Annotated in this window: 16 protein-coding genes and 1 pseudogene; 2 read left to right on the top strand and 15 right to left on the bottom strand. The window is 71.0% G+C overall.

Annotation, left to right across the window (positions count from 1 at the left end):
• The first annotated feature begins 34 nt into the window (after positions 1-34).
• Positions 35-603, top strand: a pseudogene (locus E4N62_RS28385) (hypothetical protein).
• A gap of 210 nt (positions 604-813) precedes the next feature.
• On the opposite strand, the gene E4N62_RS28380 reads toward E4N62_RS28385, so the two are convergent.
• The 14 genes from E4N62_RS28380 to pyrR all read right to left on the bottom strand — a co-directional run bounded on the left by E4N62_RS28380 (position 814) and on the right by pyrR (position 17,383).
• On the bottom strand, positions 814-2,877 hold the full coding sequence (locus E4N62_RS28380; protein ID WP_230219250.1) for a primosomal protein N': 2,064 nt from the start codon (positions 2,875-2,877) through the stop codon (positions 814-816).
• 187 nt (positions 2,878-3,064) lie between these two features.
• Positions 3,065-4,273 carry a methionine adenosyltransferase gene (gene metK / locus E4N62_RS28375; protein WP_215450995.1) on the bottom strand — a complete coding sequence of 403 codons (1,209 nt, stop codon included), beginning with the start codon at positions 4,271-4,273 and terminating at the stop codon, positions 3,065-3,067.
• Between the two features lie 240 nt (positions 4,274-4,513).
• A complete protein-coding gene (gene coaBC / locus E4N62_RS28370) occupies positions 4,514-5,716 on the bottom strand; it encodes a bifunctional phosphopantothenoylcysteine decarboxylase/phosphopantothenate--cysteine ligase CoaBC (RefSeq protein WP_230219248.1) in 1,203 nt (400 codons plus the stop codon).
• Positions 5,717-5,835: 119 nt separating this feature from the next.
• Positions 5,836-6,105 (bottom strand): DNA-directed RNA polymerase subunit omega, encoded by a 270-nt coding sequence (gene rpoZ, locus E4N62_RS28365; protein ID WP_005485492.1) that lies wholly within the window; start codon positions 6,103-6,105, stop codon positions 5,836-5,838.
• Between the two features lie 64 nt (positions 6,106-6,169).
• Positions 6,170-6,763 (bottom strand): guanylate kinase, encoded by a 594-nt coding sequence (gene gmk / locus E4N62_RS28360; RefSeq protein ID WP_230219246.1) that lies wholly within the window; start codon positions 6,761-6,763, stop codon positions 6,170-6,172.
• A gap of 60 nt (positions 6,764-6,823) precedes the next feature.
• Positions 6,824-7,147 carry an integration host factor gene (locus E4N62_RS28355; protein ID WP_003977346.1) on the bottom strand — a complete coding sequence of 108 codons (324 nt, stop codon included), beginning with the start codon at positions 7,145-7,147 and terminating at the stop codon, positions 6,824-6,826.
• Positions 7,148-7,401: 254 nt separating this feature from the next.
• Positions 7,402-8,253 (bottom strand): orotidine-5'-phosphate decarboxylase, encoded by an 852-nt coding sequence (gene pyrF, locus E4N62_RS28350; RefSeq protein WP_230219244.1) that lies wholly within the window; start codon positions 8,251-8,253, stop codon positions 7,402-7,404.
• Complete coding sequence (locus E4N62_RS28345) at positions 8,250-9,356, bottom strand: quinone-dependent dihydroorotate dehydrogenase (RefSeq protein ID WP_230219242.1); 1,107 nt, start codon at positions 9,354-9,356, stop codon at positions 8,250-8,252. The genes pyrF and E4N62_RS28345 overlap by 4 nt, the downstream gene beginning before the upstream one ends.
• Positions 9,357-9,411: 55 nt before the next feature.
• Complete coding sequence (gene carB, locus E4N62_RS28340; RefSeq protein ID WP_230219240.1) at positions 9,412-12,720, bottom strand: carbamoyl-phosphate synthase large subunit; 3,309 nt, start codon at positions 12,718-12,720, stop codon at positions 9,412-9,414.
• Entirely contained in the window at positions 12,713-13,870 is a 1,158-nt protein-coding gene (carA, locus tag E4N62_RS28335; RefSeq protein ID WP_230219238.1) for a glutamine-hydrolyzing carbamoyl-phosphate synthase small subunit, read from the bottom strand. Before carA ends, carB begins: the two co-directional genes overlap by 8 nt.
• A complete protein-coding gene (locus E4N62_RS28330; protein ID WP_230219236.1) occupies positions 13,867-14,433 on the bottom strand; it encodes a hypothetical protein in 567 nt (188 codons plus the stop codon). The genes carA and E4N62_RS28330 overlap by 4 nt, the downstream gene beginning before the upstream one ends.
• On the bottom strand, positions 14,430-15,716 hold the full coding sequence (locus E4N62_RS28325; RefSeq protein WP_230219234.1) for a dihydroorotase: 1,287 nt from the start codon (positions 15,714-15,716) through the stop codon (positions 14,430-14,432). The genes E4N62_RS28330 and E4N62_RS28325 overlap by 4 nt, the downstream gene beginning before the upstream one ends.
• Before the next feature lie 3 nt (positions 15,717-15,719).
• Positions 15,720-16,700, bottom strand: coding sequence for an aspartate carbamoyltransferase catalytic subunit (locus tag E4N62_RS28320; RefSeq protein WP_045557249.1), 981 nt, complete (start codon positions 16,698-16,700; stop codon positions 15,720-15,722).
• A gap of 89 nt (positions 16,701-16,789) precedes the next feature.
• A complete protein-coding gene (gene pyrR, locus E4N62_RS28315; RefSeq protein WP_230219232.1) occupies positions 16,790-17,383 on the bottom strand; it encodes a bifunctional pyr operon transcriptional regulator/uracil phosphoribosyltransferase PyrR in 594 nt (197 codons plus the stop codon).
• A gap of 219 nt (positions 17,384-17,602) precedes the next feature.
• Between pyrR and bldD the strand changes: the two genes are divergently transcribed.
• Positions 17,603-18,103, top strand: coding sequence for a transcriptional regulator BldD (gene bldD / locus E4N62_RS28310; RefSeq protein ID WP_045557247.1), 501 nt, complete (start codon positions 17,603-17,605; stop codon positions 18,101-18,103).
• A gap of 213 nt (positions 18,104-18,316) precedes the next feature.
• Here bldD and nusB read toward each other — a convergent pair whose 3' ends face one another.
• Entirely contained in the window at positions 18,317-18,751 is a 435-nt protein-coding gene (gene nusB / locus E4N62_RS28305; protein ID WP_184896392.1) for a transcription antitermination factor NusB, read from the bottom strand.
• Position 18,752: the final 1 nt, after the last annotated feature.

Genomic DNA, 18,752 nt, shown 5'->3' with positions numbered 1-18,752 from the left:
CCCCTTTTCCAACGCCGGTTCGAGAGGCTTGTTCATGGCCGACCACGCAACCCACGACGCCCAGGCTCGGGCCAGCCTGCACTTGCTGGTGCGGGACATCGAGCGGGTCCGCCGGCAGGTGGACGCACTGCGCACCCTCACCGCCCAGTTGGGCAACGTCTACCGCCCGCGCCGCTCCGGCCCCTCCACGGGCTTCGTCGTCTACGGACGCGCCCCCGCCCCGACCGTCCGCCTCGCCCAGGAGCTGCGGGACAGTGTCGAGACCCTCGTCACGGCAGCCGTGGACTTCGACCGCTCGCTCGGTTTCTCATGGGACGCGGTGGGCTCGGCCCTCGGGGTCACCAAGCAGGCCGTGCACCGCCGTTACGGCGCCCGCCGCGCCGCCGCGCAGGCCGCCGCCGAGGCGGAACGCACGGGGGACCCCCAGGGCACCCGCGCCGTCAACGTCGGCTCCGGCGTCCCCACGGTCCCGGCGGCCCGCTCGATGCCCGCTCCCCTGCCCGCCCCGGTGCCCGCGCACATGCCGACGCAGCCGACAGCGGGCAGCCCCACCTCCGCGAGGACGTGCGACCCACGGCCTTCCCCGGCCCTCGCAACGGCTGACCCGCCCGACGTCTGCCTCCCGGTCACCGACCGACCGGGAGGCAGATGCATGCCGGAGCTGCCCGGGCCTCGGTGCCGCTCACCCGATGTCCAACGGATCCACCCGGATCCGCACGCGCGCCCCCTCGTTCACCCCGCGCGCCATCCGCGCCGCCTGCGCACTCTTCAACGCGCCGGCCAGCGCCGCCCCGCTCCCCGGCGGTACCCGGATCAGCGCCCGCTCCCACTGCTCCCCGGTACCGGCACCCCGGCCCGCCGCGCCCTTCCCGCACCTGCCGCACCTGCCGCAGGCCCGCTGCTCGCCCCGGGAACAGGCGGTCCCGCCACGGGCACGGGCCCCAACACCTCCGCGTCCGAGGGCAGTTGGACAGCGGTCAGGAAATCGGCCACCGCCTGGGCCGGGCCGGACACGGCGGCCATCCGCGACACCGGGGGGAACCCCAGCTCGGCCCGTTCGGCGAGTTCCCGCACCGCGTGTCCCACCGGATCCCACCGCACGAGCGCCTGCACGGGCCGCAGCGTCGGCTCGGCCACCACGACGACCGTGCCGCCGAGCCCTTGGTTCCGCACAAGCGCGGCCGCGCCGATCCACCGTCGCAGCGCGTCCTCCCCGGCCCGCAGATCGGGCCGCCCCAGCATCGCCCATCCGTCGAGCAGCAGGGCCGCCGCATACCCACCCTCCGCGACCGGCTCGGCCCCGGGCGTGCTCACCACCAGCGCGGGCGTCCCCGGCACGGTGTCGAGCACCTGCTCCCGGCCGGAGGTCCGCACGGGCACGGCGGGAAAGGCCCGCCCCAGCTCCTCGGCGGTCCGCCGCGCCCCCACGACCTGTGCCCGCAGCCGGTGCCCCCCGCACTCGGGGCAGTGCCAGCCGCCCTCCTCACGCCCGCACCATCCGCACCGCAGCGCACCTGCGTCGTCCCGCGCCTGAAGCGGTCCCGCGCAGTGCCGACACCTGGCGGGTTCACGGCAGCGCGCGCAGGCCATCCGCGGCACATATCCGCGCCGGGGCACCTGCACCAGCACGGGGCCGTCCCGCAATCCGTCCCGCGCGATCTGCCAGGCCAGACTCGGCAACCGCGCGGCCCGAGCGGCCTCGTCCCGCGCGAGGTCCGCGTCCCCCACGGTCCGCACCAGCGGCGCGGCGGCCCGCACCTGCTCCCGCCCGGCCAAGATCGGCGCGGCCCAGCCGCTCTCGACCAGTTGGGCGGCCTCGACCGTACAAGTCCAACTCCCCAGCAGGAAGCCGCACTTGTCCCGGGACGCCCGCAGCTCCAGCACCTCCCGCACATGCGGGAACGGGGCGTTGTCATCACTGTGACTCGCGTCGCCGTCGTCCCACACGACGACCAGCCCGGGGTCCCGCACCGGCGCGAACATGGCCGCCCGGGTCCCCACCACGGCCCGTACCGCCCCCGCCGCACGGCCAGCCACTCCCGGTACCGCCTCTCCTGCCCCGCGTCGGCGGTCAGCAGCGCGTGCCGCCCCTCCCCAGCAGCCGCCCGAGCGCCTCGTCGACCCGCGCGGCGGGCCGTCCGGCCGGTACGACCACGAGCGCCCGCGCCCCGACGCCAGCGTCGCCTGCACGGCCCGCGCGATCTCCTCGGCCCACTCCGGCCCCGGCAACGCGGTCCACACGGCCCGCGCGCCGCCGTCGGCCAGCGCCCGCAGGAATTCTCTCCCCCGCCCGTACCGCAGCCACGACCCCGGCTCGGGTGCGGGCGGCGGGGACGCCGGCTCACCCATCCGCACCGCCTCCGCCCGGCCGTGCCGAGGCGGAACGGCCAGTTGCAGCACATCGGCGAGGCTGCCCGCATATCGGTCCGCCACGGCCCGCGCCAGCCCCAACAGCTCGGGCCCCAGCACCGGTTCCGGGGAGACCACCTGTGCGAGCGCGGCCAGCGGCCCGGAGTAGTCCGACTCGGCGACCCGCTCGACGAGAAAGCCGTCGATCAGCGAGCCGCCCTCCCGTCGTCCTTCGCGGACGTTGCGCCCCCCGGCGCCGAACCGCACCCGCACCCGCACGCCCGGCCGGGCGACCTCGTCCAGCTCCTCCGGCACCGCGTAGTCGAAGTAGCGGTCGAGATGCAGCACGCCCTTGTCGACCAGCACCCGGGCGACCGGCAGCTCCTTCGCCAGCGCCGCCCCCCGCCAGGTCCGCGGTTTCGCCCGCGGCACCTTGGCCCTGCGCACGGCCTCCCGGACGAGAGCCAGTTGCTCCGGCTCGCCGTCCCCCGTCGCGCCCCCGCCCCTCGTACCGTCCTCGCTGCTCACACGCCCATCCTCCCAAACCCCACTGACAGCCGACGCCGCCCGGGAGCGCGCGAGACAGCGGTCGGACCGTCCGCGGCACGCCCAGCGGTCCGTCGGCCGCAGAGTTGGGGGAACGCGCCGAGGCCCGGCACTCCCGAAGGAGTGCCGGGCCTCGGCGGAGATCCGGAGGAGTGCCGAGCCGGAGGGCTCAGAGACCCGCGGCCTTGCGCAGTTCCTCGACGCGGTCCGTGCGCTCCCAGGTGAACTCGGGCAGTTCGCGGCCGAAGTGGCCGTACGCGGCGGTCTGACCGTAGATCGGGCGCAGCAGGTCGAGGTCACGGATGATGGCCGCCGGGCGGAGGTCGAAGACCTCGTCGATGGCCTTCTCGATCCGGTCGGTGTCGACCTTGGCGGTGCCGAAGGTCTCCACGAAGAGGCCGACGGGCTCGGCCTTGCCGATGGCGTACGCCACCTGGACCTCGCAGCGGGAGGCGAGGCCGGCCGCGACGACGTTCTTGGCGACCCAACGCATCGCGTACGCCGCCGAGCGGTCGACCTTGGACGGGTCCTTGCCGGAGAAGGCGCCGCCGCCGTGGCGGGCCATGCCGCCGTACGTGTCGATGATGATCTTGCGGCCGGTCAGGCCCGCGTCACCCATCGGACCACCGATCTCGAAGCGGCCGGTCGGGTTGACGAGCAGGCGGTAGCCCTCGGTGTCCAGCTTGATGCCGTCGTCGAGGAGGGCCTTCAGCTCCGGCTCCACCACGAACTCGCGGATGTCCGGGGCGAGGAGGGACTCCAGGTCGATGTCGCTGGCGTGCTGGGAGGAGACGACGACCGTGTCCAGGCGGACCGCCTTGTCACCGTCGTACTCGATGGTGACCTGGGTCTTGCCGTCAGGGCGGAGGTAGGGGATGGTGCCGTTCTTGCGGACCTCGGACAGGCGCTTCGACAGACGGTGCGCCAGGAAGATCGGGAGCGGCATCAGCGTCGGCGTCTCGTCCGACGCGTAGCCGAACATCAGGCCCTGGTCGCCGGCGCCCTGCTTGTCCAGCTCGTCCTCGTCGCCTTCAACCCGGGACTCGTACGCCGTGTCCACGCCCTGAGCGATGTCCGGGGACTGCGCGCCGATCGACACCGACACACCGCAGGAGGCGCCGTCGAAGCCCTTCTTCGACGAGTCGTAGCCGATGTTCAGGATGGTGTCGCGCACCAGCTGGGCGATCGGCGCGTACGCCTTGGTCGTGACCTCGCCGGCCACGTGCACCAGGCCGGTCGTGATGAGTGTCTCCACGGCGACGCGGGACGTGGGGTCCTCGCGCAGGAGCGCATCGAGAATGGCATCGCTGATCTGATCGGCGATCTTGTCGGGGTGACCCTCGGTCACGGACTCCGAGGTGAACAGACGACGGGACACAACGCTCCCTGGGGTTGCAGCGGCTGCTGGCTGATCATTGTCGGACGCGATCGGGGGCTGCGCCCGGCGTCGTCCGAGAACAGTTTATCGGTCGGGCTCGGCCACCGGCCCACCCGTCTCGCCTCTCGGGAGCTCTGTGACCTGCGGCACCCGCATTCTGCCCAATGGCCGCCGCGGTCCGCCAGGGTCGCCACGCCCCAATGTCAGCGGTTCGGGTGAGGGCTGACGCGAATGCCACCATCACCCGAACCTGCTCACCACCAGGTCCCAGACCGTCTCCGCCAGGGCTTCCTTGGGGCCGTACGGGACCGGTGTCTCGCTTCCGTCGGCTCCCAGCACCACGGCCTCGTTCTCCTCGGAACCAAAGGTCTTGCGCTCCCCCACCTCGTTCACCACCAGTAGATCGCACCCCTTGCGGGCCAGTTTGGCGCGGCCGTTGGCTAGGACGTCGTCGGTCTCGGCGGCGAAGCCGACGACCACCTGGCCGGGGCGCGGACGGTCCGCCGAGATCTCCGCGAGGATGTCCGGATTACGCACCAGGACGACGGGCTCGGGCTCCTGGCCGTCCTTCTTCTTGATCTTGCCGCTGGCGTAGGTCTCCGGCCGGAAGTCGGCCACGGCCGCCGCCATCACCACGACGTCCGCGTCGGGCGCCGCCTTGAGCACCGCCTCGCGCAGCTGGACCGCCGTACCGATCCGGACGACGTCCACGCCCGCCGGGTCCGGCAGTCCGGTGTTGCCCTCGATCAGCGTGACCCGGGCGCCGCGCGCGGCGGCCGTACGGGCGAGGGCGTACCCCTGTTTGCCGGAGGAGCGGTTGCCGAGGAAGCGGACGGGGTCGAGGGGCTCCCGGGTGCCGCCGGCGGTCACCACGACGTGCCGGCCGACGAGGTCCGGCTCGGTGACGCCCCGCGCCAGCACCCGGCGGCAGACCTCGAAGATCTCCGCGGGGTCCGGCAGTCGGCCCTTGCCGGTGTCGACGCCGGTCAGTCTGCCCACGGCGGGGTCGATGACGAGGGCGCCGCGGCGGCGGAGCGTCGCCACGTTCTCCTGGGTGGCCGGGTGTTCCCACATCTCGGTGTGCATGGCGGGGGCGAAGACGACCGGACAGCGAGCGGTGAGGAGGGTGTTGGTCAGGAGGTCGTCGGCCAGGCCGTGGGCGGCCTTGGCCAGCATGTCGGCGGTCGCCGGGGCGACGACGACCAGGTCGGCCTCCTGCCCGATGCGCACGTGCGGCACCTCGTGGACGCTCTCCCAGACCTCGGTCGAGACCGGGTTGCCGGAGAGCGCGGACCAGGTGGCGGCGCCGACGAAGTGCAGTGCGGAGTCGGTCGGCACGACCCGTACGTCATGACCGGATTCGGTCAGCCGGCGCAGCAGCTCGCACGCCTTGTAGGCGGCGATTCCACCGCTGACCCCCAGAACGACCTTCGGCTTGCCCACCGGGCCTCCCCGCACTCGGATGTGTACGCCTTCTGCGTGACGCCTCAATGACACACCACAGGCCCGACAGTCGCACTGCCGGGCCTGTGGAAAAACCTACTGCGATCTGCCGATATGACTTACGCGGGGCCCTCGACGGCCTCGGACGTCAGCAGACCCGCGTTGATCTCGCGCAGGGCGATCGAGAGCGGCTTCTCGTGGACGTGGGTGTCGACGAGGGGACCGACGTACTCGAGGAGGCCCTCGCCGAGCTGCGAGTAGTACGCGTTGATCTGGCGGGCGCGCTTGGCCGCGTAGATCACGAGGCTGTACTTCGAGTCGGTTGCCTCGAGGAGCTCGTCGATCGGCGGGTTGATGATGCCCTCGGGCGCGGAGATGGAAGAGGACACGCTCTACCTTCCGATGGATGGGAAAAGACCGGTCGTGATCACAGAAAACGGACAGACCCCGTGATCACACAACATCCATCAAGGCTAGCAGCTCGCGGGCCACGTCCTCGACGGAGGTGTTGACCAGGGTGACGTCGAACTCCGGCTCGGCCGCCAGCTCGATCTTGGCCGCCGCCAGGCGGCGTTCGATCACCTCGGGCGGTTCGGTGCCCCGCCCGGTGAGCCGGCGCACCAGCTCCTCCCAGGAGGGAGGTGCCAGGAAGACCAGCTGGGCGTCCGGCATGGTCTCACGGACCTGCCGCGCGCCCTGGAGGTCGATCTCCAGCAGCACCGGCTCGCCCTTCTCCAGGCGTTCGAGCACGGCGGCCCGGGGAGTGCCGTAGCGGTTGCCGGCGAACTCGGCCCACTCCAGCAGCTCACCGTTGGCGATCAGCTTGTCCATCTCCTCGTCGGTGACGAAGAAGTAGTGGACGCCGTGCTGCTCGCCGGGGCGCGGCTTGCGGGTCGTCGCCGACACCGAGAGCCAGACCTCGGGGTGCGCCTTGCGCATATGGGCGACGACCGTGCTCTTGCCGACCCCGGAGGGGCCGGAGAGCACGGTCAGCCGCGGACGTACGTCCGGGGGCTCGGGGGTCGTCCCCCGGAATGTTGCAGCCATGCAGCGATTATTCCAGCAATCCCGGAGTGCCCGGGACTCCCTTCCCGCCAGGGGGCGGGATCAGGAACCTGTGCTGCCGAACTCACGCTCCAGGGAAGCGATCTGGTTGGAACCGAGGCCGCGTACACGACGGCTCTCGGAGATGCCGAGTCGCTCCATGATCTGCTTGGCGCGGACCTTGCCCACGCCCGGCAGGGACTCGAGCAGGGCGGAGACCTTCATCTTGCCGATGACGTCGTTCTCCTGGCCCTGCTTGATGACCTCGTGCAGGGAGGCGCCGGAGTGCTTGAGTCGATTCTTGACCTCGGCCCGCTCCCGGCGAGCCGCGGCGGCCTTTTCGAGCGCGGCTGCGCGCTGTTCAGGGGTAAGGGGCGGAAGAGCCACGCCTACGTCACCTCGGATGTCGAACTGTCGGATACGGACCGGTGAGGAACCTAGTCGCCCCACACCTGGGGTGCCACGAGCAACACGCTCGCCCGTTCACCCTGCTCGGAGACTAGCGGCCAACTCCGCCAGAGTCAGCGAGAACAGCGGAAAAGTCCTGGTCAGCCTCCCTGGAGTCGGACATAACAGGCATATCGCCCCGGATTTGAGAATGTATTCAGACTCAAGGCGTCCGGTAACGGCCCCTCAAGCACTCATCGGAGGTCTCCGACGGTCGCCGTCGCGGTGCGGATCTCGTCCGCGAAACGATCCGAGGCGTCACGCAGCGCGACGATGTCGCGACCGTGACGAAGGACACCCCGACTGACGTTCGGGACCACATGGCCCACGGCGGACCCGAAGACCGCCGGAAGATCGGCCGGCATGGCCCCCTGCGCCCCGATCCCCGGCGCGAGGAGGGGTCCACCGATGTTCAGGTCGTACGACGACAGGTCACCCAGCGTGGCGCCGACGACGGCCCCGAAGGACCCCAGGGGCGCCTCTCCCGCGTTCTCGGCGGCCAGGTGCGCCAGCATGGTCGCACCGACGTTGCGGCCGTCGCTGCGGACCGCGTGCTGCACCTCGCCGCCCTCCGGGTTGGAGGTCAGCGCCAGCACGAACAGTCCGGCCCCGTTCTCGCGCGCCAGCTCCACGGCGGGCTTCAGCGAGCCGTAGCCCAGGTAGGGCGAGACCGTCAGCGCGTCCGAGAAGAGGGGCGCGTCCTTGTGCAAAAAGGTCTCGGCGTACGCGGCCATGGTGGAGCCGATGTCGCCGCGTTTGGCGTCCATGACGACCAGCGCGCCCGCCGCCCGCGCCTCGGCCACCGACTTCTCCAGTACGGCGACGCCGCGCGACCCGAAGCGCTCGAAGAACGCGCTCTGCGGCTTGAGGACGGCGACCCGGTCGGCCAGCGCCTCCACGACCGTGCGGCTGAAGTGCTCCAGGCCCGCGACGTCGTCGTTCAGGCCCCAGTCGGCGAGCAGGGAGGCGTGCGGGTCGATGCCGACGCAGAGCGGCCCGCGTTCGTCCATGGCTCGGCGCAGCCGTGCGCCGAAGGGCTCGGTCATACCGTCTTCCTCACGTCGGCGCCGACCGCGTCGGCGAGGGTGGCGTACGGGCTCGTGCGCAGCCGCGCGGCGAGCCCCTTGTGGAGGGTGCGGCTCCAGAAGGGCCCCTGGTAGACGAAGGCGCTGTAGCCCTGGATCAGGGTGGCGCCCGCCAGGATGCGCTCCCAGGCGTCCTCGGCGTTCTCGATGCCACCGACGCCCACCAGGGTGATCCGGTCGCCCACGCGCGCGTAGAGGCGCCGCAGGACCGCGAGGGAGCGGGTCTTGACGGGGGCGCCGGAGAGGCCGCCCGTCTCCTTCACGAGGGAGGGTGCGGAGGTGAGGCCGAGTCCCTCGCGCGCGATGGTGGTGTTCGTGGCGATGATCCCGTCCAGGCCCAGCTCCACGGCGAGGTCGGCGACGGCGTCGATGTCCTCGTCGGCGAGGTCCGGCGCGATCTTCACAAGGAGCGGGACGCGGCGGGTGCGGACCGTGCGGTCGGCGGCCTCGCGGACGGCGGTCAGCAGCGGTCGCAGCGCCTCGGTGGCCTGGAGGTTGCGCAGGCCGGGCGTGTTGGGCGAGGAGACGTTGACGACGAGGTAGTCGGCGTACGGGGCGAGGCGCTCGGTGGATTTCACGTAGTCCCCGACGGCCTCGTCCTCCGGGACGACCTTGGTCTTGCCGATGTTGACGCCGACGACCGTCCTGAAGACAGGCGTGCGGGAGGCCAGGCGGGCGGCGACGGCGAGCGAGCCCTCGTTGTTGAAGCCCATGCGGTTGATCAGCGCGCGGTCGGCGACCAGGCGGAACAGCCGCTTCTTGGGGTTGCCGGGCTGGCCCTCGCCGGTCACCGTGCCGATCTCGACGTGGTCGAAGCCGAGCATCGACATCCCGTCGATGGCGATCGCGTTCTTGTCGAAGCCGGCGGCGAGTCCGAAGGGGCCGTGCATCCGCAGCCCGAAGGCCTCGGTGCGCAGTTCCTCGTAGCGGGGCGCGAGCGCCGCCGCCAGGAAGGTGCGCAGCACGGGGACGCGGGAGGCGAGACGGATCCAGCGGAAGGCCAGCTGGTGGGCCTCCTCCGGGTCCATCCGGGTGAAGACCAGACGGAAGAAGAGCTTGTACATGGTGGTGTCCTCACGACGAGGGGGACACCGTTTCCGGTGTCCCCCTCGTCGGCTGCTAGTCGCGGGCCGCGGTCAGGTGTTCGGCGTGTTCCTGGAGCGAGCGCACGCCCACTCCGCCGTGGTTGAGCGCGTCGATGCCCTGGACGGCCGCGGCGAGGGCCTGCACGGTCGTCAGGCACGGCACCGAGCGGGCCACGGCGGCCGTCCGGATGTCGTAGCCGTCGAGGCGGCCGCCGGTGCCGTACGGGGTGTTGACGATGAGGTCGACCTCGCCGTCGTGGATGAGCTGGACGATCGTCTTCTCGCCGTTCGGACCGGTGCCCTCGGACTGCTTGCGGACGACGGTGGCGTTGATCCCGTTGCGCTTGAGGACCTCGGCCGTGCCGGACGTGGCCAGCAGCTCGAAGCCGTGCGCGACCAGCTCACGCGCCGGGAAGATCATCGAGCGCTTGTCGCGGTTGGCGACCGAGATGAACGCGCGGCCCTTGGTGGGCAGCGGCCCGTACGCGCCCGCCTGCGACTTGGCGTACGCCGTGCCGAAGACCGAGTCGATGCCCATGACCTCGCCGGTGGAGCGCATCTCCGGGCCGAGGATGGTGTCGACGCCGCGCCCGTGGATGTCGCGGAAGCGCGACCACGGCATGACGGCCTCCTTGACGGAGATCGGCGCGTCGAGCGGCAGCTCACCGCCGTCGCCGTTCTTCGGCAGCAGCCCCTCCTCGCGCAGCTCGGCGATGGTCGCGCCGAGCGAGATCCGGGCGGCGGCCTTGGCCAGCGGCACCGCCGTCGCCTTCGAGGTGAAGGGGACGGTGCGGGAGGCGCGCGGGTTGGCCTCCAGGACGTAGAGGATGTCGCCGGCCATCGCGAACTGGATGTTGATCAGTCCGCGCACGCCGACACCCTTGGCGATGGCCTCGGTGGAGGCGCGCAGGCGCTTGATGTCGAAGCCGCCGAGGGTGATCGGGGGCAGGGCGCACGCCGAGTCGCCGGAGTGGATGCCGGCCTCCTCGATGTGCTCCATCACGCCGCCGAGGTAGAGCTCGTGGCCGTCGTACAGGGCGTCCACGTCGATCTCGATGGCGTCGTCGAGGAAACGGTCGACCAGGACCGGCCGGGAGGGGCTGATCTCGGTCGACTCGGCGATGTACGCCTCCAGGCGGGCCTCGTCGTAGACGATCTCCATGCCTCGTCCGCCGAGCACGTAGGACGGGCGGACGAGGACCGGGTAGCCGATCTCGTCGGCGATGGCCTTGGCGCCCCCGAAGGTGGTCGCGGTGCCGTGCTTGGGCGCGGGGAGGCCGGCCTCGGCGAGGACGCGGCCGAAGGCGCCGCGGTCCTCGGCGGCGTGGATGGCCTCCGGGGAGGTTCCGACGACGGGCACGCCGTTGTCCTTGAGCGCCTGCGACAGGCCCAGCGGGGTCTGGCCGCCGAGCTGGACGAGGACGCCCGCGATCGGACCGGCCAGCGACTCGGCGTGCACGATCTCCAGCACGTCCTCGAGCGTCAGCGGCTCGAAGTAGAGGCGGTCGGAGGTGTCGTAGTCGGTGGAGACGGTCTCCGGGTTGCAGTTGACCATCACGGTCTCGTAGCCCGCGTCGCTCAGCGCGAAGGAGGCGTGGACGCAGGAGTAGTCGAACTCGATGCCCTGGCCGATGCGGTTCGGGCCGGAACCCAGGATGATCACGGCCGGCTTCTCGCGCGGGGCGACCTCCGACTCCTCGTCGTAGGAGGAGTAGAAGTACGGCGTCCTCGCGGCGAACTCGGCGGCGCAGGTGTCGACCGTCTTGTACACCGGGCGCACGCCCAGCGCGTGCCGCACCTCGCGCACGACGTCCTCGCGCAGTCCGCGGATCTCGGCGATCTGCTGGTCGGAGAAGCCGTGCCGCTTGGCCTCGGCGAGCAGCTCGGGGTCGAGTTTGCCGGCCGCGGCCAGTTCGTCCGCGATCTCCTTGATCAGGAAGAGCTGGTCGACGAACCACGGGTCGATCTTCGTGAACTCGAAGACCTCCTCGGGCGTGGCGCCCGCCCGGATGGCCTGCATGACGGTGTTGATCCGACCGTCGGTGGGGCGGACGGCCTCTTCGAGGAGGCGGGCCTTGTCGCCGGGCTCACCGACGAAGGTGAACTGGCTGCCCTTCTTCTCCAGCGACCGCAGCGCCTTCTGGAGCGCCTCGGTGAAGTTGCGGCCGATCGCCATGGCCTCGCCGACCGACTTCATGGTGGTGGTCAGCGAGGAGTCGGCGGACGGGAACTTCTCGAAGGCGAACCGCGGGGCCTTGACGACGACGTAGTCGAGCGTCGGCTCGAAGGAGGCCGGGGTCTGCTCGGTGATGTCGTTCGGGATCTCGTCGAGCGTGTAGCCGACGGCCAGCTTCGCGGCGATCTTGGCGATGGGGAAGCCGGTCGCCTTGGAGGCGAGGGCCGAGGAGCGCGAGACGCGCGGGTTCATCTCGATGACGATGACCCGGCCGTCCTCGGGGTTGACCGCGAACTGGATGTTGCAGCCGCCGGTGTCGACACCGACCTCGCGGATGATCGCGATGCCGACGTCACGCAGCACCTGGTACTCGCGGTCGGTCAGGGTCATCGCGGGCGCGACCGTGATCGAGTCGCCGGTGTGCACGCCCATGGGGTCGAAGTTCTCGATGGAGCAGACGACCACGACGTTGTCGTGCTTGTCGCGCATCAGCTCCAGCTCGTACTCCTTCCAGCCGAGGATGGACTCCTCCAGGAGCACCTCGGTGGTCGGGGAGAGAGTGAGGCCCTGGCCGGCGATACGGCGCAGCTCGTCCTCGTCGTGCGCGAAGCCGGAGCCGGCGCCGCCCATGGTGAAGGAGGGGCGGACGACGACGGGGTAGCCGCCGAGCGTCTCGACGCCGCCGAGCACGTCGTCCATGGAGTGGCAGATGACCGAGCGGGCGGACTCGCCGTGCCCGATCTTGGCGCGGACGGCCTCGACGACCTCCTTGAAGAGGTCGCGGTCCTCGCCCTTGTTGATGGCCTCGACGTTGGCGCCGATCAGTTCGACGGCGTACTTCTCCAGCGTCCCGGCCTCGTGCAGCGAGATGGCCGTGTTGAGGGCCGTCTGACCGCCGAGGGTGGGCAGGAGGGCGTCCGGCCGCTCCTTGGCGATGATCTTCTCGACGAACTCCGGGGTGATCGGCTCGACGTAGGTGGCGTCGGCGATCTCCGGGTCGGTCATGATCGTCGCCGGGTTGGAGTTGACCAGGATCACGCGCAGGCCCTCGGCCTTGAGCACGCGGCACGCCTGGGTGCCGGAGTAGTCGAACTCGGCGGCCTGGCCGATGACGATCGGGCCGGAGCCGATGACCAGGACGGACTGGATATCGGTGCGCTTAGGCACGCTGGCCCTCCATCAGGGATACGAAGCGGTCGAACAGGTAGGCGGCGTCGTGCGGGCCCGCTGCCGCTTCGGGGTGGTACTGGACGCTGAACGCCGGCCGGTCGAGGAGCTGGAGCCCCTCCACCACGTTGTCGTTGAGGCACACGTGGGAGACCTCGGCGCGGCCGAAGGGGGTCTCGGAGACCTGGTCGAGCGGCGCGTCGACGGCGAAGCCGTGGTTGTGCGCGGTGACCTCGACCTTGCCGGTCGTACGGTCCTGCACCGGCTGGTTGATGCCGCGGTGGCCGTACTTCAGCTTGTAGGTGCCGAAGCCGAGCGCGCGGCCCAGGATCTGGTTGCCGAAGCAGATGCCGAAGAGCGGGGTGCCCCGCTCCAGGACCGCCTGCATGACGGAGACCGGGTGGTCGGCGGTGGCCGGGTCACCGGGGCCGTTGGAGAAGAACACGCCGTCGGGGTTCACGGCGTACACATCCTCGGCCGTGGCGGTGGCCGGGAGCACGTGCACCTCGATGCCGCGCTCGGCCATGCGGTGCGGGGTCATGCCCTTGATGCCGAGGTCGACGGCGGCGACGGTGAACTTCTTGGTGCCGATCGCGGGGACGACGTACGTCTCCTTGGTGGCGACCTCGGCCGAGAGGTTCGCGCCCTTCATCTCGGGGGCCTCGCGGACCTCGGTGAGCATGACGCCCGCATCGGGCAGCGCGTTGCCGGAGAAGATGCCGACGCGCATGGCGCCGCGCTCACGGAGGTGGCGGGTGAGGGCGCGGGTGTCGATGCCGGAGATGCCGACGACGCCCTGGGTGCGCAGTTCGTCGTCCAGGGAGCGCCGGGCGCGCCAGTTGGACGGCACGCGCGCGGGGTCGCGGACGACATAGCCGGAGACCCAGATCTTCTTCGACTCGGAGTCCTCGTCGTTGACGCCGGTGTTGCCGACGTGCGGGGCGGTCATGACGACGACCTGGCGGTGGTACGACGGGTCGGTGAGGGTCTCCTGGTAGCCGGTCATCCCGGTGGAGAACACGGCCTCGCCGAAGGTCACCCCCACGGCCCCGTAGGCACGGCCGCGGAACATCCGGCCGTCCTCCAGGACGAGTACGGCGGGAAGCGCCCCTTTTCTCTGCGAGGCGTTCCCCTGAGTGGAGGTCGTCATCGTGCGCCTTCCGTTTCCGTCTTGTTGATCATCTGGTTCAGGGTCTCGACCCACTCGTTGTGCTCGGCCGCGCGGTCGGAGCGGAACCCGGAGTCGAGCAGCTTGCCGCCGTGCTCCCAGGTGACGACCAGCAGGCCGCCCTCGGTGAGGACCTTCCCGGCGATGCCCTTGTCGAGCCGGGCCTCGCGCAGCGCCGCGACCGGGACGAAGAAGTCCGTCGCTCCCGGGCGTACGACGTCCAGGCCCGCGTCCGTCAGCGTCAGCTCGACCCGGCTGCGGGTGCCCAGGCCGTGCGCCACGATGCGGTCGAGCCACTGCCCGGCGGTGGTGGAGCCGTGGTACCTGCCGCTCATGCTCAGTCTGGCCTCGCCCGGCTCGTCCGGCGCGGTGAGCAACTCGGGCAGATCGCTCTGGAGCGTGCCGCGCCACTTCCAGCCCTCGCGCATCAGCCAGTACACGAGCGCGACGAAGAGGGCGAGTCCGACGACCCAGCCGATGCGCGCGGCCCAGTCGGTGACCTCGGCCGACTCCTTCTGCGCGGCCAGCAGAATTACAGGTGTCACGTGAGCTTCCCGTCGACGAGCGTGGCCTTGCCCCGCAGCCACGTGTGCGTGACACGGCCCGGCAGCTCGCGGCCCTCGTAGGGGGTGTTGCGGCTGCGCGAGGCGAAGCCCGCGGGGTCCACCGACCCACGGTATGCCGTGTCGACGAGCGTGAGGTTGGCGGGCTCACCTGCCGAGACGGGACGTCCGTGACCGGTCGCCCGGCCGATCCTCGCGGGCTTGAACGACATACGGTCCGCGACGCCGGCCCAGTCGAGCAGACCGGTGGTGACCATCGTCTCCTGGACCACCGACAGGGCGGTCTCCAGGCCGACCATGCCCATGGCCGCCGCGGCCCACTCGCAGTCCTTGTCCTCGTGCGGGTGCGGGGCGTGGTCGGTGGCGACGATGTCGATCGTGCCGTCGGCGAGCGCCTCGCGCAGGGCCAGCACGTCGCGCTCCGTGCGCAGCGGCGGGTTGACCTTGTACACCGGGTTGTACGACCGCACCAGCTCGTCGGTGAGGAGGAGGTGGTGCGGGGTGACCTCGGCGGTGACGTCGATGCCCCGGGACTTGGCCCAGCGGACGATCTCGACGGACCCGGCGGTCGAGAGGTGGCAGATGTGGACGCGGGAGCCGACGTGCTCGGCGAGCAGGACGTCCCGGGCGATGATCGACTCCTCGGCCACCGCGGGCCAGCCGCCGAGGCCCAGCTCGGCGGAGACGACGCCCTCGTTCATCTGGGCGCCCTCGGTCAGCCGGGGCTCCTGCGCGTGCTGGGCGACGACGCCGCCGAAGGCCTTCACGTACTCCAGGGCCCGGCGCATGATCACCGCGTCGTCGACGCATTTGCCGTCGTCCGAGAAGACGGTGACACCGGCGGCCGACTCGTGCATCGCGCCCAGCTCGGCGAGCTTCTTGCCCTCCAGGCCGACGGTGACGGCGCCGATGGGCTGCACGTCGCAGTAGCCGTGCTCCTGCCCGAGCCGGTAGACCTGCTCGACCACGCCGGCGGTGTCGGCGACCGGGAAGGTGTTGGCCATGGCGAAGACGGCCGTGTAGCCGCCGGAGGCCGCCGCGCGCGTGCCGGTCAGCACGGTCTCGGAGTCCTCGCGGCCGGGCTCGCGCAGATGGGTGTGCAGGTCGACCAGGCCCGGCAGGAGCACCTTGCCGTCGGCCTCGACGACCTGGGCGTCCTCGGCGGACAGCCCGGTACCGATCTCCGCGATGATCTCGCCGTCGATCAGGACGTCCTGCGGCTCGCCGCCCAGCACCTTCGCACCGCGGATCAGGATCTTGCTCATGTCTTACTTCTCCTCGGTGGTGCGGGTGTGGGTCACGGCGGGCTCGTTGCCGCCCAGCAGCAGGTAGAGCACGGCCATCCGGATGGAGACACCGTTGGCGACCTGCTCTACGACGGTGCAGCGGTCGGAGTCGGCGACCTCGGCGGTGATCTCCATGCCCCGGACCATCGGGCCCGGGTGCATCACGATGGCGTGCTCGGGCATCCGCGCCATGCGGTCGCCGTCGAGGCCGTAGCGCCGCGAGTACTCGCGCTCGGTCGGGAAGAACGCGGCGTTCATCCGCTCCCGCTGCACCCGCAGCATCATCACCGCGTCGGACTTGGCGAGCGTGCTGTCGAGGTCGTACGACACCTCGCAGGGCCAGGTCTCGACGCCGACCGGGACCAGGGTGGGCGGGGCGACGAGGGTGACCTCGGCGCCGAGGGTGTGCAGCAGGTCGACGTTGGAGCGGGCGACCCGGCTGTGCAGGACGTCGCCGACGAGCGTGATCCGCTTGCCGGACAGGTCCTGCCCGAGCCCGGCGTCCCGGCCGACGAGGCGGCGGCGCATGGTGAAGGCGTCCAGCAGGGCCTGGGTGGGGTGCTGGTGGGTGCCGTCGCCGGCGTTGATCACGGCGGCGTCGATCCAGCCTGAGGTCGCCAGCCGGTACGGGGCCCCCGAGGCGCCGTGACGGATGACGACGGCGTCGACGCCCATGGCTTCGAGGGTCTGGGCGGTGTCCTTCAGGGACTCGCCCTTGGAGACGCTCGACCCCTTGGCGGTGAAGTTGATGACGTCCGCCGAGAGGCGCTTCTCGGCGGCCTCGAAGGAGATCCGGGTGCGGGTGGAGTCCTCGAAGAAGAGGTTGACGATCGTCCGGCCGCGCAGGGTCGGCAGTTTCTTGATCGGCCGGTCGGCGACCCGGGCCATCTCCTCGGCGGTGTCGAGGATCAGGACGGCGTCGTCACGGGTGAGGTCGGCGGCCGAGATGAGATGACGCTGCATCTTTCAGGCTCCGTAAGGCAGTTCGGGAGATTACGGGCAGTCAGGGGCATCGCGAGGAGACGTACGGCACCAGGCCGCACGCGCGCGTGCTACTGCTGGGCGGTCCGCTTCTCACCGAGCAGGACGGTGTCCCGACCGTCTTCCTCGGCGAGCTGGACCTTGACCGTCTCCCGCAGCGACGTGGGGAGGTTCTTGCCGACGTAGTCGGCGCGGATGGGCAGTTCGCGGTGGCCCCGGTCGACGAGGACCGCGAGCTGGACGGCGCGCGGGCGGCCGATGTCGTTCAGCGCGTCGAGCGCAGCGCGGATCGTGCGGCCTGAGAAGAGCACGTCGTCGACGAGGACCACCAGGCGGCCGTCGATGCCGTCACCGGGGATCTCGGTGCGGGCCAGCGCACGCGGCGGGTGCATGCGCAGGTCGTCGCGGTACATGGTGATGTCGAGCGAGCCGACCGGGATCTTGCGGTCGGTGATCTCCGCGAGCTTGGCGGCGAGCCGCTGCGCGAGGAAGACGCCCCTGGTCGGGATGCCGAGGAGCACCACGTCGTCGGCGCCCTTGGCGCGTTCGACGATCTCGTGGGCGATGCGGGTCAGTACGCGCGCGATGTCGGGGCCTTCGAGAACGGGCCGCGCATCGGACGACGGCGCGTCCTGGGGCAGGTGCTGCGGGTCGTGCGTGTCCATACGAAACGGACCTCCTTCTCCGCCTCACGGGACGGACCTTAAAGGACGTCGGATTTGCGCAGTCAACGTTAGCAGGCCCCTGCAACGCCCCTGATCACCCCCCTGGCCCAAGGGAACGCGGTTGCCACGGAAGAGTCGGTCCGGACCGTTCGGCTTGACGGGGCAGAGTCACGCTGCGTAACCTCACAGTGAGTCACCAGCCTTCGTCCGGGGAGCTATATGTCCAGCGAATACGCCAAACAGCTCGGGGCCAAGCTCCGGGCCATCCGCACCCAGCAGGGCCTATCCCTCCACGGTGTCGAGGAGAAGTCCCAGGGACGCTGGAAGGCGGTCGTGGTCGGTTCGTACGAGCGCGGCGACCGCGCCGTCACCGTGCAGCGCCTCGCGGAGCTGGCGGACTTCTACGGGGTTCCCGTGCAGGAGCTGCTTCCTGGCACGACCCCTGGTGGCGCCGCCGAGCCGCCGCCGAAGCTCGTCCTGGACCTGGAGCGCCTGGCGCACGTGCCGGCCGAGAAGGCGGGCCCGCTGCAGCGTTACGCGGCGACGATCCAGTCCCAGCGCGGTGACTACAACGGCAAGGTGCTCTCGATCCGCCAGGACGACCTGCGCACACTCGCCGTCATCTACGACCAGTCCCCCTCGGTCCTCACCGAGCAGCTGATCAGCTGGGGCGTCCTGGACGCGGACGCGCGCCGCGCCGTCTCCCACGAGGACAACTGACCTCCGGGAAATACCAGCAGAAACGTGCCGCCGGGGTGCCTCGAACCGATGGGTTCGGGCCACCCCGGCGGCTTTTGTGCTTGTCGTACGGTGCGTGGTCACCGAGGAGCGGGGCAGCGCCCCGAAAGGGGGGCGCGGGGAACTGCGCGACCGGCCACGGACCACCCGCAGCCGACTCCGCACAGCACCCCGACGGCGCTCCCCGTTTCCTACCTACTCGCCTTCCCGGCGGAGCGAAGGCTTGAGGTCCTTCAACCGGCCGAGCAGCCCGTTCACGAACGACGGTGAGTCGTCCGTGGAGAACTCCTTCGCCAGCTGCACCATCTCGTCCAGCACCACCGCGTCCGGAGTGGCGTCGACCCAGATCAGCTCGTACGCGCCGAGCCGCAGGATGTTGCGGTCCACCACCGGCATCCGGTCGAGCGTCCACCCCACCGAGTACTGCGCGATCAACTCGTCGATCCGCTTGGCGCGCTCGGCGTACCCCTCGACCAGCTCCATGGTGTACTCGCTGACCGGGGGTTGGCGGGTGTCGCTGTGGGCGTGCCGGATCCAGTCCGCGAGGACGGTCAGGACGTCGACCCCGCGCTGGTCGCCCTCGAAGAGGATCTGGAAGGCGCGCTTGCGGGCCGTGTTACGGGCAGCCACG

Source organism: Streptomyces sp. MNU76, assembly GCF_020982545.1.
GTDB lineage: Bacteria > Actinomycetota > Actinomycetes > Streptomycetales > Streptomycetaceae > Streptomyces.
The sequence above is the reverse complement of the archived record's forward strand: the minus strand, read 5'-3'. Positions and strand labels throughout refer to the sequence as shown.